Annotated in this window: 11 protein-coding genes; 8 read left to right on the forward strand and 3 right to left on the reverse strand. The window is 70.0% G+C overall.

Annotated features, from left to right (window positions below; translation table 11 throughout):
* Window positions 1-192 precede the first annotated feature (192 nt).
* Window positions 193-882, forward strand: a complete 690-nt coding sequence (locus D456_RS0120990; RefSeq protein ID WP_017578140.1) for a hypothetical protein — start codon at window positions 193-195, stop codon at window positions 880-882.
* 206 nt (window positions 883-1,088) lie between these two features.
* On the opposite strand, the gene D456_RS0120995 is transcribed toward D456_RS0120990, so the two are convergent.
* The 3 genes from D456_RS0120995 to D456_RS0121005 form a co-directional block, all read right to left on the reverse strand.
* Window positions 1,089-2,516, reverse strand: a complete 1,428-nt coding sequence (locus tag D456_RS0120995) for an LCP family glycopolymer transferase (protein ID WP_017578141.1) — start codon at window positions 2,514-2,516, stop codon at window positions 1,089-1,091.
* A gap of 366 nt (window positions 2,517-2,882) precedes the next feature.
* The gene (locus D456_RS0121000) at window positions 2,883-3,557 is read right to left on the reverse strand and encodes a hypothetical protein (protein WP_017578142.1); all 675 of its coding nucleotides are present in this window, start codon (window positions 3,555-3,557) and stop codon (window positions 2,883-2,885) included.
* Window positions 3,558-3,656: 99 nt separating this feature from the next.
* Entirely contained in the window at window positions 3,657-4,862 is a 1,206-nt protein-coding gene (locus D456_RS0121005; RefSeq protein ID WP_017578143.1) for an ROK family transcriptional regulator, read from the reverse strand.
* Window positions 4,863-5,071: 209 nt separating this feature from the next.
* On the opposite strand from D456_RS0121005, the gene zwf reads away from it, so the two are divergent.
* The 7 genes from zwf to D456_RS0121040 all read left to right on the forward strand — a co-directional run bounded on the left by zwf (window position 5,072) and on the right by D456_RS0121040 (window position 15,623).
* On the forward strand, window positions 5,072-6,547 hold the full coding sequence (gene zwf / locus D456_RS0121010) for a glucose-6-phosphate dehydrogenase (protein ID WP_026116085.1): 1,476 nt from the start codon (window positions 5,072-5,074) through the stop codon (window positions 6,545-6,547).
* Window positions 6,544-8,358, forward strand: a complete 1,815-nt coding sequence (edd, locus tag D456_RS0121015; RefSeq protein WP_017578145.1) for a phosphogluconate dehydratase — start codon at window positions 6,544-6,546, stop codon at window positions 8,356-8,358. Before zwf ends, edd begins: the two co-directional genes overlap by 4 nt.
* 45 nt (window positions 8,359-8,403) lie before the next feature.
* Entirely contained in the window at window positions 8,404-9,036 is a 633-nt protein-coding gene (gene eda / locus D456_RS0121020) for a bifunctional 4-hydroxy-2-oxoglutarate aldolase/2-dehydro-3-deoxy-phosphogluconate aldolase (protein ID WP_017578146.1), read from the forward strand.
* 406 nt (window positions 9,037-9,442) lie between these two features.
* Window positions 9,443-11,368 (forward strand): hypothetical protein, encoded by a 1,926-nt coding sequence (locus tag D456_RS0121025; protein ID WP_017578147.1) that lies wholly within the window; start codon window positions 9,443-9,445, stop codon window positions 11,366-11,368.
* A 28-nt stretch (window positions 11,369-11,396) separates the two neighbouring features.
* Complete coding sequence (locus D456_RS0121030; protein ID WP_239643894.1) at window positions 11,397-12,914, forward strand: hypothetical protein; 1,518 nt, start codon at window positions 11,397-11,399, stop codon at window positions 12,912-12,914.
* A 247-nt stretch (window positions 12,915-13,161) separates the two neighbouring features.
* A complete protein-coding gene (locus D456_RS0121035; protein WP_017578149.1) occupies window positions 13,162-14,535 on the forward strand; it encodes a cytochrome P450 family protein in 1,374 nt (457 codons plus the stop codon).
* Window positions 14,505-15,623 carry a cytochrome P450 family protein gene (locus tag D456_RS0121040; protein WP_017578150.1) on the forward strand — a complete coding sequence of 373 codons (1,119 nt, stop codon included), beginning with the start codon at window positions 14,505-14,507 and terminating at the stop codon, window positions 15,621-15,623. The genes D456_RS0121035 and D456_RS0121040 overlap by 31 nt, the downstream gene beginning before the upstream one ends.
* Window positions 15,624-15,632: the final 9 nt, after the last annotated feature.

Below are 15,632 nucleotides of genomic sequence, written 5' to 3' on the forward strand. Positions count from 1 at the left end.
CCGCCCGATCCCCGCGCAGTCCTTTCCGGGCACCTTCTCCCAGCCCCGGGCCCCGCGCCCGCATCCTCTGGGGGCTGTCGTGAGCCTCGCCGGACCACCACCGGCCGACGGGGTTCACGTCGGTCCCAGGTGCGACCGACACAGGACCGAACGCACAGAGCGCACATCCCTACCCTGATCGGAAGGACCCCCATGTTGTACACCGCACGGACCCTGCTGCTGACCGTCGGAACCGCGGGCTTCGTCGCCCTCGGGACGGGCGTCGCCGGGGCCGACACCCTCGAGAACACCGCACCCCTGGACGAGTTGGGTGGTGTGGCCTCGGTACTGGACGGTGCCCTCGACGTCGACCCCGGTGAGGTCTCCGCCGACCCCGGGCTTCAGCACCAGTCCGGTTCCGGCAACGGTCCCGCCCTGGACAACATCTCCACGGACGCTCCCGTGGACACCGGGACCGACAACTCCACCTCCGTCGGCCCGCTGGAGCTGGACGAGCAGCCCCTGCAAATGGCCGACGGCGGCGCCGGGGACACCGTCGACCACGTCGCCGACATCGCCGGCGACACCGCGGCAGACCTGGGCCACATCGCCGGTGCCCGGAGTGTGCCGATGGCCGACGGGGAGAGCCCGATCAGCCTCGACACCGGAGAGAACGCCGACCTGACCGGCGGGGTCGCGCCCCTCCTCGGTGTGGACGAGACCCTCCCGATGTCCGACCAGGTGCAGACCAACGAGGACCTCGTCGGCCTCGACGGCCTGCCCGAGCTGGGCGAGCCCACCGTCGGCACCGAGACGCTGCCCATGTCCGGTATCGGGGACCTGACCGGTACCGAGCTGAACACCGACCCGGTCACCGACATGCTGCCGGTCGGCCTGGGCTGAACCGTCCGGAACGTGCGCCGGCGGATCACTGCGGGCGCACCCGTGTGCGGGAGGTGTGCGGACCCACCGCCGAAGTGGTACCGGACGGACCGTGGGGCCCGGTGCGGGCGACGGTGATCGAGCAGAGCCCCGATGCCCGGACGCGAGAACGGGGACGGACCCAGTGCGGGCCCGCCCCCGTTGCTGTGCCCGTCCCCGGGCAGGCGTCAGCCGTCCTCTTCCCCGGTGCCGAGACCGAGGCCGTCCTCGCACGGGTCGGAGGTGGCGTCCCTGCCCTCGCCGGGTAGCGCGGGCGGAGAGTCCGAGGGCTCCGCCGAGGGCTCCGGGGAGGCCGCCTCGCTCGGTTCGGTACCCGGCGGTTCCTTCGGGACCGAGGCGTCGTCGGCCGCCATGAGCTCCGGCAACGGTCTGCCCTCACGCACCGCGGTGAAGAGCTTCTCCGCCTCCTCCTCGTTCCAGATGACCCGGTTGGGGTTGTGCGGGGCCTGGAACCAGGGGACGGTGTGGAACTCGATGTCGGACAGGTCGACCCCGGAGAGAGTGAAAGCTACCGAGACCATGCGGTCCAGGGTGAGCTCCCGGTCGGTGGCGCTGTGTTCTGCGACCGCGCCGGCGAGACCGTTCATCTTCCTCGGGTCCGTGAGCACCTCGTTGCTCATCACCTGTTCGGCGAGTGCTGCCAGGAACATCTGCTGCCGGTCGATGCGCCCGATGTCTCCGCCGTCGCCGATCTCGTAACGCGCGCGTACGAACGACAGGGCCGTCTCCCCGTCCAGAACCTGTTCGCCCTCGTCGATGTCCAGGTCGGAGCGCTCGTCCTCCATCGGCTCGGGGATGCACATCTCCACACCCCCGATGGCGTCCACGACGTCGCGGAAACTCGCGAAACTCAGGTGCACGAAGTGGTCGACACGGATCTCGGTCAGCGACTCGATCGTGTGCACCACACACGGCGGGCCGCCGTGGTACATCGCCGCATTGAGCATGCCGTGGTACGAGGACGTGCCTTCGGTGTCGCCGTAGGGCTCGCACTCCGGGAGCTGGACCAGCGAGTCGCGCGGGAAGCTCACCACCGAAGCGCGGTCGTCGGGGGAGATGTGCGCCAGCATCAACGAGTCGGAGCGTTCGCCCTCGAACTCCGATGAGTAGGCAGGACTGTCCTCCTCGTAACCGTCGGATCCGATGAAGAGGATGTTGACGGCGTCGTCGAGTTTGTCGGGACGGTCCTCCTCGACCAGGACCGAGTCGATGTCGTGCTGGTCCATGTCGGAGCGGAGGGACTGGTAGTAGGCGTAGGCACCGCCCACGAGGGCGACCATGGCCAGGACGAGCGAGGCGGCGGTCCACAGGAGCACCTTCCGCCACCGGCTCCGGCGCGGTTTCCCCGCAGCGCCGCCCTCCGTGGCGGGGGCGCTTTCGGAGCTGCCGTCCGTGGTGGGGGTGTCGTCGGGGTCGGCAGGGTCGGTGTCGCCTTCCGCGGCGTTCTCCGTGGGGTCCTGGGAGCTGTGCTCTGTGGTGGGGGTGTCGTCGGGGTCGGGCGGTGCAGGAGAGGGGTGGTCGTCGTGTCCGGGCGGGTCGTGGTCTGCCTGGCCGTCCGGACCGGGTTCATTGATGGGGTTGTCGTCAGCGGCCATCGTGCAATCTCGGTGGTCCCGGGCGACGGACGGGCTGAGGTCCGCGTCGCCGCCCGGCAGCGGGCGGAGGTCCGTGCGGGGGAGAGCGGGGGATGAGCGGGGTGAGCGACCTGGGACGGTGCGGGGGACCGAGGGGTGGCGCCAGGAGGAGAGTACCGACACCCACGCGTGGCGATCCTAGGCGAAGTTGTCGTCGACTGCGCCCTCGGGCCGGCGCGGACCGCGACTGCTCCACACACAGTTCCTGGCCGCCCGGGGCCCTTCTGATCTACGTATGCCCGATTTTCCGGCCATCAAGCGACATGGTGCTGCTGGAAATCACCGAAAATCGCAAGGAAGAGCCACTGGAGCGGAACCGGCCCGAGGTTACTCGTCGTCGTCCCAGAAAGCGCTCTTCTCCGTCCTGGGCTCGGTTGCGGGCGTCTTGGCCGAGGTCTTGGAGCTCTTCCCCGAGGTCTTGCCGGAACCCTTGCGGCGAGTGGCCGCGCCCGTGTCGCTCCCCTTGCCGCCGGTGTGGCGGGGCCGTTCGGTGACGGAGCTCTTGTCGATGGGCTTGCTCGGGGCGGGTACCGCCTCACCCGAGCGCATGCGCAGAGCCTCCTCCTCGATGGAGAGCATCTTCTGCACGGTCGAAGACACCTCCGGCAGGCGCTCGTTACGCAAGTGTGCGCCGAGCACCTCCAGGGCGTGGTCGCACAGCAGGCGCCGGGCGCGGTCGGAGTCGACACCGCTGAGCTCCTCGACCTCGGGCAGGGAACGCTCGCGCAGGAGCCGGATGAGGTCGCGGAGCCGGTCGCGGGTCTTGCGGTCGGTCATCGCCATGACCGTCATCTCGGCCTCGCTGAGGAAGTGCTCGCCCTGCCCGTCGGACTCGCGTTCGGAGATGAAGGCGCTCATGAGGCTGCGAGCGGACGTACGAGAGGCGGCCCGGGTGTCGGTGCGCCGGATCTGGCGTGACTGGATCGCGGTGACGACCACACTGGTGACCAGGGCGATCCCGGCACCCACGAGCAGAGCGGTGAGAACGGCGGTGTCGAGCACGAGGGGACCTTTCCGGGCGGAGAACCGCACGACGCTTGGGGTGGGGGTCGATGGGGCCGCGCGGTGGTCGGTGACTATCCGCCACTCGGAGGAGGGTTGTCAAGTGTCCTGGGAGGGGGCACCGGCGAGGAAGATGTTGACCGCCTCGGGTGACAGGATCTCCTCCGCAACCATCGACGCGCACCCGCGCACGCCCGCTTCGTCCCACAGCGAACTCGCCAGAACCCGGAGTTGCCGTGTGGCCAGCGCGGTGCACTGCTGGAAGACGACCTCGCGCACCCCGGCCACGAGGTGGTCGTAGGCTTCCGACAGATCACCGCCCAGCACGATGGTGTCGGGGTTGAGCAGGTTCACCGCCCCGGCCAGCGCCTCACCCAGCCGCCGTCCGGCGCCGCGTACGAGTGTGACGGCCACCGGGTCGCCGTCCAGGGCCAGGGACACCAGTTCCTTGAGCCCGTCGACCTCCTTGCCCCGGGCCGCGGCCTCGTTCAGCAGCGCACGCCCGCCGGCGACGGCTTCCAGACAGTCGGTGTTCCCGCACCGGCAGGGGAGTCCGCCCCCCTCGCGTACGGGGATGTGGCCGATCTCGCCGGCCGCGCCCAGGGATCCGCGCAGCAGCCGTCCGCCGGACACCAGTCCTGCGCCGACCCCGGTCGATACCTTCACGAAGACCATGTCTGCGGGCCTGCCGTGCCCGCCGTGCAGGAGTTCGCCGACCGCCATGACGTTGACGTCGTTGTCCACGGTCACGGGTACCGGGAAGTGCTCGGCGATCAGCGGTTCCAATGCCACCCCCGCCCACGTGCCGAGGAAGGGCCGGTCGGCCGCGCGTCCGGTGTGGTATTCAACGGTTCCCGGAAGCCCGATACCGACCCCGCGCACGTCCCCGGCACCGCGTCCCAGGGAGGCGAGCTGTTCGTTCCAGGTCTCCAGCAGCCACGGCAGGGTGCGGTCCGGGCCGCTCTCCATGTCGGGGGAGCCGGGGGTGCGAACGAGCACCTCTCCGTCGAGGTCGCACACGGCGGCCTGGCTGCGGGCCATGCCCAGGGCGCTGGTGAGGATCAGGCCGGACGAGGCGTCGAACTCCAGGAGCGTGGGCGGGCGGCCGCCGCTGGAGGGTGCACCGTTGCGCTCCACGACGAGGCCGCCGTCGACGAGTTCGGCCACGCGCAGGGCCACCGAGGGGCGCGAGAGCCCGGTGGTTCGCGCGATCTCCGAACGGTTGGTGGCCGTACCGGTGCGGATGAGCTCCAGGATGTGGCCGCTCGTGGCGGTCGATGACAGGCGTCCCGGGGTTCTGGGCATGCCACATTGAATCATCCCCCGCCCCTCCCACGTCCGGAGCGGGGGAAGGTGCGTAGTTCTGTAAAAAATTGTTCAGAAGTGTGCTTGGTTTTTGTTCATAGTCGGATCTATGGTCGATGTAGTTACACCCTTTTGCCTGTGTGCAGGCACGAACCCCCGCATCTCCCAGCGCGGACCGCCGCGCCCTCCTCCCGACGGAAGAGTCCGACATGCCTCAGCCACCCGCTTCCGAACCCACTGATCTTGTGGTCTTCGGCGGAACCGGGGACCTGTCCATGCGTAAACTCCTGCCGTCCCTGCACCTGCTCGACCGTGACGGCCACCTCGACGCCGGAACCCGCGTCGTCGCCGTCTCCCGCGACGGACTCACCGACGCCGACCTGCGCGACAAGGCGGCTGCCGCCGTCCGCTCCCACCACGAGGTCGACGACAACGACGGCCTGAACAGCTTCCTCGACCGCCTCTCGCACGTCACCGTGGACGTCGGCGGCGACCCCCGCGGTTGGGAGGACCTCGCCAGAGCCCTCGTTCCCGGACGCGACCGTGTCTTCCACCTCGCCGTCCCGCCCATGCTCTCCGGCTCCATCTGCCGAGGCCTGCGCGACGCCGGGCTGGTTGCCCCCGGGGCCCGCGTCGTCCTCGAGAAACCCCTGGGCCGCGATCTCGCCTCCGCGCGCGAGGTCAACGCCGAGGTCGCCGAGATCTTCCCGGAGTCGGCCACCTACCGGATCGACCACTACCTCGGCAAGGAAACGGTCCAGAACCTGCTCGTGCTGCGGTTCGCCAACGTCTTCCTCGAACCCCTGTGGAACTCGCGGTGGATCGACCACGTGCAGATCACCGCAGCCGAGACGGTCGGGGTCGGCGGCCGGCGCGGTTACTACGACTCCGCCGGGGCCATGCGCGACATGGTGCAGAACCACCTGCTCCAGCTGCTGTGCCTGACCGCGATGGAACCGCCCTCCAGCTACGACCGCGACGCCGTGCGCAACGAGAAACTCAAGGTCCTGCAGGCGCTCGCCCCGCTCACCGGCGACCGTGTCGACACCGACACCGTCCGAGGACAGTACGGCCCCGGAACGGTCGGGGGAGAGGAAGTCGTCGGTTATCTGGACGAGGCCGGCGGCCCCTCCACAGGGGACACCGAGACCTTCGTGGCCCTGCGCGCCGAGGTCGCCAACTGGCGCTGGGCCGGGGTGCCCTTCTATCTGCGCACCGGAAAACGCATGGCGCACACGCGTTCGGAGATCGTGGTGCGCTTCCGCGAGGTGCCGCACACCATCTTCCCCGGCGCCGACGGCCGTCCCGGCGCAGGAGAGCTCGTCATCCGCCTCCAACCCGACGAAGGCATCCACCTGACCATGTCGGCCAAGGAACCCGGCGCGGGCGCCCCGCGACTGCGCCCCGTCCCCCTACGGCTCAGTTTCGCCGACACCTTCCCCAACCGCTCGCCCGAGGCCTACGAGCGGCTGCTGGCGGACGTCCTGGCCGGGGACCCCACCCTGTTCGTGCGCCGAGACGAGGTCGAGGAGGCCTGGCGTTGGGTGGACCCCGTGATCGAGGCCTGGACCGACCGGAACACCCCACCAGAGATCTACCCGTCCGGGAGCGCCGGCCCCGCAGGCGCCCACCGGCTCCTCGGCCGCAACGGCCGGACCTGGTACGAACAGGAGCAGCCACGATGACCGCGCACATCGAAGTCCACCCCGTCGTCGCCGAAGCGACCCGTCGTCTCGCCGAACGCAGCGCCGAGTCCCGCACCGCCTACCTGGAGCGCATCCGGGCCGCCGCGAGCGAAGGTCCGGCCCGCACCTCGTTGGGATGCGCCAACCTCGCACACGGGGCCGCCGCCTGTGGGGTCTCCGACAAGCTCAAGCTCACGGGCGAGGTGACCCCGAACCTGGCGATCGTGTCGGCCTACAACGACATGCTCTCCGCCCACCAGCCGCTCAAGGACTACCCCGACCGCATCAAGCGTGCGGTGTCGGAGGCCGGCGGTGTCGCCCAGTTCGCCGGCGGTGTGCCCGCGATGTGCGACGGCATCACCCAGGGGCGGGCCGGCATGGAGCTGTCCCTGTTCAGCCGGGACCTCATCGCCATGGCATCGGCCGTGGCGCTGTCCCACGACATGTTCGACGGCGCCCTCATGCTCGGTGTGTGCGACAAGATCGTGCCGGGCCTGCTCATCGGCGCGCTCTCCTTCGGCCACCTGCCCGTGGCCTTCGTCCCGGCCGGACCGATGCCCTCCGGTCTGCCCAACCGCGACAAGGCGAAGGTGCGCCAGCAGCACGCGGAAGGCCGGGTGGGCCGCCGTGAGCTGTTGCAGGCCGAGTCCGCCGCCTACCACGCGCCCGGCACCTGCACCTTCTACGGCACCGCCAACTCCAACCAGATGCTCATGGAGGTCATGGGCCTGCACCTGGCCGGCGCGAGCTTCGAGCCCCCGGGAACCGACCTGCGCGACGCCCTGACCGACGAGGCCGGGCGCCGCGTGCTGGGCCACACCGCTGTGGGCGGGCACCACGTTCCGCTCGGTGAGCAGATCGACGAGCGTGCCGTCGTCAACGCCGTCGTCGCGCTACTGGCGACGGGCGGATCCAGCAACCACACTCTGCACCTGGTCGCGATGGCGCGAGCCGCCGGCATCGAACTCACCTGGGACGACTTCGCCGCCCTGTCGGAGGTCGTGCCGCTCCTGACGCGCATGTACCCCAACGGCGCCGCTGACGTGAACCAGTTCCACCAGGCGGGCGGCATGGCCCACCTCATCGGGTCCCTGCTCGACGCGGGCCTGCTGCACGAGGACGTGGACACCGTCATGGGCCGCGGACTGTCCCAGTACCGCAAGGTCCCGGAGCTGGCCGAGGACGGCACCCTCACGTGGGTGGACGGCCCGGCGGAGAGCGGTGACGAGGACGTCCTGCGCGGCACCGACGCACCCTTCGCCTCCGACGGCGGCCTGCGCATGCTCGAGGGAAACATGGGGCGTGCGGTCATCAAGGTCTCCGCGGTGGCCGACGAGCGCCACGTCGTCGAGGCGCCCGCGCGGGTCTTCGACGACCAGGCCCAGCTCCAGGAGGCCTTCGCCGCCGGTGAGCTGACCGGGGATCTCGTGGCCGTGGTCCGGTTCCAGGGCCCCAGCGCCAACGGCATGCCGGAACTGCACAAGCTCACGCCCTCGCTCGGTGTGCTCCAGGACCGCGGCCAGAAGGTCGCCCTGGTCACCGACGGGCGGATGTCGGGCGCCTCGGGCAAGGTCCCCGCCGCCATCCACGTCTCCCCGGAGGCGGCACACCTCGGCCCCCTCGCCTACGTGCGCGACGGCGATCCCGTGCGCCTGGACGCGGTGAAGGGGACACTGGACGTGCTCGCCGATCTCTCCGGCCGTGAGGCGGCACGTCCGAGCGTGGACTCCTCCGTCGGCACCGGTCGGGAGCTGTTCGCGGCCCTGCGCGGTGCCGTCGGCCCGGCCGAGACCGGCGCCGGGGTCCTGTGAACGGTCCTTCAGCCACCCATTTCGCACACACGGGAGACGACACACATGACGACGACGCCCCGCTCGGGAGCCGAGCTGCTGGACCTGGCACCGGTCATGCCGGTGGTCGTGGTCGACGATCCTGAGACCGCCGTGCCACTGTCCCGCGCGCTGGTGGCCGGCGGGCTGCCCGGCGTGGAGATCACCCTGCGCACCCCCGATGCCATGGCGGCGATCGAGCGGGTCGCCGCCGAGGTTCCCGAGGCCGTGGTGGGCGCAGGGACGGTGACGACGCCGGAGCAGGCCGGGGCCGCGGCACGGGCCGGGGCCGAGTTCCTGGTCAGCCCCGGATGCAGCCCGCGCCTGAGCGCGGCGATGGCCGACACCGGGCTGCCGTTCCTGCCGGGGGTGTCCACGGTCTCGGAGGCCATGGCGCTGCTGGAACAGGGCGTGCACGAGATGAAGTTCTTCCCCGCGGAGCCGGCGGGTGGCGCGGCCTTCCTGAAGGCGCTGTCCTCCCCGCTGCCGCAGGCGCGTTTCTGCCCCACCGGCGGGATCACGGTCGATTCGGCCCCCACCTACCTGGCGTTGCCCAACGTCGGGTGCGTGGGCGGAAGCTGGCTCACGCCCGCATCGCTGGTGGAGGCCGGGCGTTGGGACGAGGTCACCGAGTTGGCCCGTGAGGCCGCCCGGCTCTGACGCCGGGCCTCGGGACCACGGCGGCGCGGCCCGCCACGTGTGCCGGTACGTGAGCCGGGGCGCGCCGCCCCACTGGTTCGGGGAGGGCCGTTCCCTCGCGCCTGCGGAAAGCACCGCCCCCGGTGTTCGGTGGCGGCCGCGGGCCCGGCCCGAGCAGCCGCGCGCACGCCTCGACCGTTGGTCGCAATGCCGCGCCACAGGGGATGGAAGTGCCCACCGTTCCTGTGGCGCCCAGGCATTACAAGGAAGCCCACTACCTCAGCCAGAACAAAAAGTACAAACGAGCACAGAAGTCATCCAGATCGCATAACTCCTGAATAACGAAATATGAGTACCCTTTTATTGATGTCGACTGCACGCATTACTGGTCGGTGGGCAGGCCGCAGTCGACGAGGGGGAGGACCGTGTGGCGGAGTCACACGTGGAGAGTCCGATCGGCCGCAGGGAGGGCGCGCGGCGTTTCGTCGCTCTGGCCTCTCCCAGCGGTGACGATTCCGAGCCGCGGCCGGTCATGGTCGTGGAGGGCAGCCACGGAACAGGCAAGACACACTTCCTCAGCTGGGCCGCATCCACCCTCTACGACGCCGGCGTCCCCTACGCCTACGTCGACCTCGCCGAGGACCGCTTCACCGACGTGACGAGTGTTCTCAGCTTCGTGGCCTCGGTCAACGCGAGCGCGCTCGGCCACACCCGCGACGATTTCGGTCGTCTGGAGTTCCCCCGCTTGTGGCTCGCACTCCTGGCGATCCGCGCCGACCTGGACTTCGACCCGCTCGGCGAGCAGTCCCTCCCCGAGGGCGAACGCGAGCGTATGAAGTGGGTCATCGGCAAGGTGCGCACCCGGGGCCGCGGGGCCCTGCGCAAGCTCGGCGACCAACTCGAACGCGCCGGCCGGGTCATCTCACCCGAGGAGCTCCTCACCGGGTTCGGCGCCGTCGAGATCATCCGCGCCGGCCTCGGCCTGTCCGGACTCGCGGTCAACACGGTCGACGAGGTCCTGCGCTGGTTCAGTACCGGCAGCGCCGAACCGGTCGACGAACTCATCGCCCTGCGCCATCAGGTCCAGGACCCCGACCACTACAACGCCGTCCTGGGCCGCAACAACCGCGAGCTCGCCGCCCAGTCCCTGTGCAAGGCCCTCCGTGCCGACCTGCGTGATCTCAGCCGTGCCCAACGCCGCGTTCCCACACCCACCCTCATGCTCGACAACGTCGACCGCGGCCCGGGCCCCGAACTCGTCTCCGCACTCGTGGGTTCGGCCAAGGACGGCGGCGACCATCTCAGCGTCGTCGTGGCCACCCCCGGCGGGCGCACCGGTGTGGTCAACATGCTGCCCCTCGCCACGGAGGACACGCTGTGGTCCCGCTACCGTCTGCAGCCCTTCACCACCGCCGAGGTCAGCGATCTACTCATCGAGGCCAGTGGGCAGGGCTGGCACTCCGACGACGTCGTCGACCACCTGTGGGGGTTCACCGGGGGTCACCCCGGGGCCAGTGCCGCGCTGGTGGAGGCCTGGGTCCGGTGCGCGGGTTCCGGGGTGACCGATGCGCTCTTGGCCCGGCCCCCGTCGCAGGGTATGGAGAGCCTGCCCTCCACCGAGAACCTCATGTTCACCAGCGTGCTCGGCGAACCCCCCAACGCACTCAACACCGACCTGCTCGCGGCACTGACCACCTGCTCGGCCGCCCGCGACGTCGAGTCCGGGCTCTGGCTGTACCGGGAACAGAGCGGTCCCGACCACGAGGTCGGTGAACCGGTCCTGCTCGAGCACCCCCTGTGGGAGGACGGCCGCCCCACGGTCCTGCGCCGCCTGCTCCAGCGGGTCCTGGCCCGGCGCGAGCCGGACGGCACCTACCCCGACTGGGACACCGTGCACCGCAGCCTCGTGCACCACTACCGCACGGTGCGGCCCGACCCGGTGCGCAAGGCCTACCACCTGCTGTGCGCGGGCGAGTTCCTACTGGTCGCCGAGTTCCTCGTCGAACGGCTCATCGATCCCGAGGTCGATGGTGACGCATGGGTGCTGACACTGCAGGACGTCGCCGACGCACCGCCCCGGAACACGTTCGAGCGGCCCTACTTCGACGTGTTGCTGACGCTGCTGAGCGAGCAGACCCGTACGGCGGACCCCTCGCCCCTGGTGCGCACCACCCTCAAACTTCTGATCGCCCGCCACCTGGTGAGCGACCCCGACATGTTCCGGACGGCCGAGCTGCACGCCGCTGCACAGCAGACCCTTTCCGACCTGGCTGCGGATTTCGTGGGTGAGGACTCCAGCCGACTGCTGGCCGAGGCAGCGCGGCACTTGTCGTTGTGGGACCGATTCAAGTGAGCGATGCCGCGGGAAGCGAGAAGTGACGATGCCGAACCCCCCGAAGAAGGACAGGCAGATACCCGGTTTCGGTTGGGGAGCCAGGAGACCGTGGTGGAAGCGCCACTGGAAACCCTTGACCACGGGGGTGCTCGCCCTCGTGCTCCTCGCCTCCGGCCTGCGGTACTGGGACGAGTTCCTCTGCGGGGCGCCCGGCAACGGGGTGTACTTCCTCGACGGCCAGTGCGTGGGCATCACCGACGACGGATACGCCTTCCACGACGACTTCGCCGACATCCAGCAGAGCATCGCCGAGGAGAACGACCGGGTCGCCGAGGAGAGCGGGGGAGAGGCGGTCAAGATCGCCCACCTCGGAACGTTCACCTTCGGCGACGTCAGCCCCATGGACCCCGGGCGCATGCTGCGTGCGATCGAGGGAGCCCACACCGCGCAGATGGTCGCCAATCATTCGCCGCGGTTCGGGGACTCCACCCCGCAGATCCAATTGGAGCTGGCCAACGTCGGCGGCCAACAGCGCCAGTGGGAACCGGTCGTGGAGGAACTCGTGGAGATGACCGAGGACGACGTCCCCCTCGTCGCGGTCACCGGGATGGGGGTCAGCATCGACTCCACCCGCGACATCGCCGAGCACCTGAGCGGTGAGAACATCCCCATGGTCTCCTCAGCGGTCACCGCGGACGGCCTGGAACACGGCGAGATCCCCGGACTGGTGCGTGCGGCCCCCAGCAACACCGAGTACGTGCTGGCCCTGCGGTCCTACCTGGAGGGGCTCGACGAGGAACCCGACGCGACCCTGGTCTACGACAAGAACGAGCCGGACCTGTTCGTCACGTCCCTTCGGGAGGCCTACGAGGAGCACCTCATCGACTTCACCGACGGCCACGCCCAGGAGTACGAGGGCACCACCGTCGGGGAACAGGGGAGCCCAGGCCTGTACACGGCGATGACTCACAACGTGTGCTGGTCCCGCAGCGACACGCTGTTCTTCGCCGGACGGGCACCCGACCTCAAGGACTTCCTGTCCTCGCTGGCGATCCGTCAGTGCAAGGATCAGCCTCTGCGGGTGGTGTTCGCCGTCACCGGCCTGAGCGTGCTGCAGGACGAGGAGGTCATGGCATCGCTCGAGGACGGCAACATGAGCCTGCTCTACGCTTCGGCCACCGACCCCCGGTGGGACGGCGCCTCACCCGGCGTCGAAGCCCCCGAGTACTACGGGGGCTTCGCCAACGCCTACCGCGAGTACGTCAACGAGGAGGAAGGCGCCCTGGACAACGGGTACGCGTTGGTCAACCACGACGCCGTCGCGGTCGCGGCGAGCGCGGTGCGCATCTCCAACCAGAGCGAGAGGGAGGAGCTGCCCACCGCCACCCAGGTGTTCTCGCACCTGATGCTGCTCAACAGCGCACACGAGGTCTCCGCAGGTGGCGGGACGCTCAGCTACAGCGACCGGATGGGCGGGGAGTCGAGCGGCCGGTTCGTGCCGATCGTGGAGGTGCCTCTGGAAGGCGACGACCCCATCGGGGACCCCTACCGCACCGGCGAATGAGCCGGTATGCATGGGGCATGCGGGAATTGATACCCCAATGTTCCCTTATGTGTCCCCGTGGTGGGGATGAGGTTCTTGGTGCCTGCTTTACTTGGGGGCGCGAACACGACGCGAACGGTGTGTCGCGCCCCGCGTCGGACCTCGACCAAGCGCCCGCGTATCCGTGCCCCCAGGACACGGGTCAGGAAGGAGACCTGCACGTTTGAGTCCCGACAGGCCCGCAGGCACGCCCTCAGCGAAGTGTCCGATGGCAGCCGCCCGAGAGGCGGCCGTCCCCCTCTACGGGCAGACCGAGGCGACCGTCCCCGAAACCATGGAGGAACTCCGGCACCGCTTCGGTGACCTGGCCCCCGTGGAGGTCGCCCCAGGTGTACTCGCCTGGGTGCTGCTGAGCTACGAACTCAACCGCACCGTCCTGCAGGACGCCCGAGTCTTCCCCCGTGACCCACGCCGCTGGACCGAGGCCAAGGAAGGGCGAGCCACCCCCGACAAGGTCCCCGGGCCCTTCTGGTACTTCCGCAACGCCCTGGCGAGCGATCCGCCCGACCACGGCCGCTACCGGGAGGTCATCGAGGACGCCCTGAGCGTTCTCACGGCCGCACGCACCTACAACGTCGTCGACGAGTTCGCCCGCGAGCTCATGGCCGAACCGGCGAGCCGCGGCCGGGCCGACCTCGTCTCCGACCTGGCCTTCCGCCTGCCCCTGCTCCTGCTCAACGACGCCTTCGGCCTCGGCAGCGACCAGGGCACACAGCTCGTCGGACTCATGCGCAAGGTGTGGGACGGCGGCGAAGAGGCGGAGGCCGCCATGGGCGGGCTCTTCGGGTACGCCCAGTCGGTCACCCTGCAGCGGCGCGAGGACCCCGGCAGTGACGTGGTCTCCCGGATGATCACCCACCCCAACGGCCTCGACGACGAAGAGGTCGCACACCAGCTCATCCTCATCATCTCGGCCGCACACGACCCCTTGATGAACCTCATCGCCAACACCTTCCACGCGCTGCTCTCCGACCGCAGCTCCCGCGCCGACATCATGAGCGGCAACGCGCGGATCGAGGAGCTCGTCGACATCGTGCTGTGGAAGGCTCCCCCGATCTATCTCATGCCGGGCCGCTACCCCGCTCAGCAGATGGAACTCGGCGGCTGGACCGTCGGGGAAGGCGACTGCTTGATCACGGGGTACGGTCCCGCGCACTCCGACCCCCGAGTCGTCGAGCACCTCGACCTCACCTCACCTTCGGGTACCCGCGCCCACCTGGCGTTCGGCACCGGCCCCCACCAGTGCCCGGCCCGGAACCTGGCTCGGCAGATCGGTGTCGACACGGTCGGCACGGTCTTCCGGATGCTGCCGGACATGGCGCTCTCCGTGCCCCCGAGCGACCTGGCCTGGAGGCGGTCCCCCTTCGCGCACGGACTGGAGAGCCTGCCGGTGACCTTCACCCCCGTGCAGACCGCCCCCCGGCCCCAGCAGAAGACCCCGACCTCTGGAGACCAGTCATGTCCGCACACACCCGACCCATCGTCCTCGAACCAGGAGGCCAGCGGGGACTCGCACGCACACTCCGGGATGCCGGGCCCGTTGCGCGCGTTGTGGTCGCGGATCTCGAAGTCTGGGCGCTGACCGGTGACGAGGCCCTGCGCTCGGCCCTCAACGACCCCCGCTTCCGCCGCAACTGGCGGTCCTGGCGGGCACTCGGCGAGGGCGAGGTGCCCGAGAACCACCCGGTCCGCGCGATGGTGCACCTCGACAACATGCTCACCTCCGACGGAGCCGAACACCGCCGCCTGCGGGGCTTGATCTCACGCGCCTTCACCCCGCGCAGGATCGAGGCGCTGCGTCCGGTCGTGGAGAAGACGGCGCGAGAGCTCATCGACGCTCTGGCGGAGCGGCCGGAGGGTGAACCGGTCGACGTCAAGGAGGAGCTGGCCTACCCGCTGTCCGTCGCGGTCTTCGCCGCGCTGTTCGGGTTCGACCCCTCCCACCACGACCGCATGCGCGCGATGGTGGCCACCGCCTTCTCCCAGGGGACCCCGGAGGAGGTCGCCGCGTTGCGCGCCGACGTCGACGCCTTCGTCGACGAGCTCGTGTCCGCCAAGCAGACCGAGCCGGGGGAGGACATGACGTCGGTGCTGGTGACCGCGAACGAGGACGGGGACCGCCTCAGTGACGTGGAACTGCGCGACACCCTGTGGCTCATGATCACCGCCGGGTTCGAGACCACCGCTTCTGCCGTCGCCAACGGTGTGCAGGTGCTGCTGGCCCACCCCGAACAGCTGGCCCTGCTGCGAGAGGGGAAGGCCGAGTGGGCGACGGCGGTGGAGGAGGTCCTGCGCCACTCCACGAGCGTGGCCGCGCTGCCGTTCCTCTTCGCCGTGGAGGACGTGGAGATCGGCGGTGTGACCGTCGCGAAGGGTGAGCCCCTGCTGCTGGGCTACCTGGCGGCCAACCTCGACGAGGAGCGCTACGGGGACAGCGCCGAGCGTTTCGACCTGACCGAGGACCGGCCGCGCAACCTGGGGCTGGGGCACGGCCCGCACACGTGCTTGGGTGCGTCGCTGGCGCGTATGGAACTGGAGACGGCCCTGCGGGGCCTGTTCACCCGGTTCCCCCGGGCCGCCGTGGACGATGACGACCCGGCCGAGATGCCGTCGGTCTTCATCAATTCCCCGCTCGCCCTCCCGGTGCGCCTGGGGACCCCGGCCTCCTGACCCGGGAGC

Source organism: Nocardiopsis kunsanensis DSM 44524, assembly GCF_000340965.1.
Lineage (GTDB): Bacteria > Actinomycetota > Actinomycetes > Streptosporangiales > Streptosporangiaceae > Nocardiopsis > Nocardiopsis kunsanensis.

Excerpts from the sequence above, each read along its gene's own strand:
- D456_RS0121035 (WP_017578149.1), top strand. The coding sequence starts at position 13,162 with ATGGCAGCCGCCCGAGAGGCGGCCGTCCCCCTCTACGGGCAGACCGAG.
- edd (WP_017578145.1), top strand. The coding sequence starts at position 6,544 with ATGACCGCGCACATCGAAGTCCACCCCGTCGTCGCCGAAGCGACCCGT.
- eda (WP_017578146.1), top strand. The coding sequence starts at position 8,404 with ATGACGACGACGCCCCGCTCGGGAGCCGAGCTGCTGGACCTGGCACCG.
- D456_RS0120990 (WP_017578140.1), top strand. The coding sequence starts at position 193 with ATGTTGTACACCGCACGGACCCTGCTGCTGACCGTCGGAACCGCGGGC.
- zwf (WP_026116085.1), top strand. The coding sequence starts at position 5,072 with ATGCCTCAGCCACCCGCTTCCGAACCCACTGATCTTGTGGTCTTCGGC.
- D456_RS0120995 (WP_017578141.1), bottom strand. The coding sequence starts at position 2,516 with ATGGCCGCTGACGACAACCCCATCAATGAACCCGGTCCGGACGGCCAG.
- D456_RS0121005 (WP_017578143.1), bottom strand. The coding sequence starts at position 4,862 with ATGCCCAGAACCCCGGGACGCCTGTCATCGACCGCCACGAGCGGCCAC.
- D456_RS0121030 (WP_239643894.1), top strand. The coding sequence starts at position 11,397 with ATGCCGAACCCCCCGAAGAAGGACAGGCAGATACCCGGTTTCGGTTGG.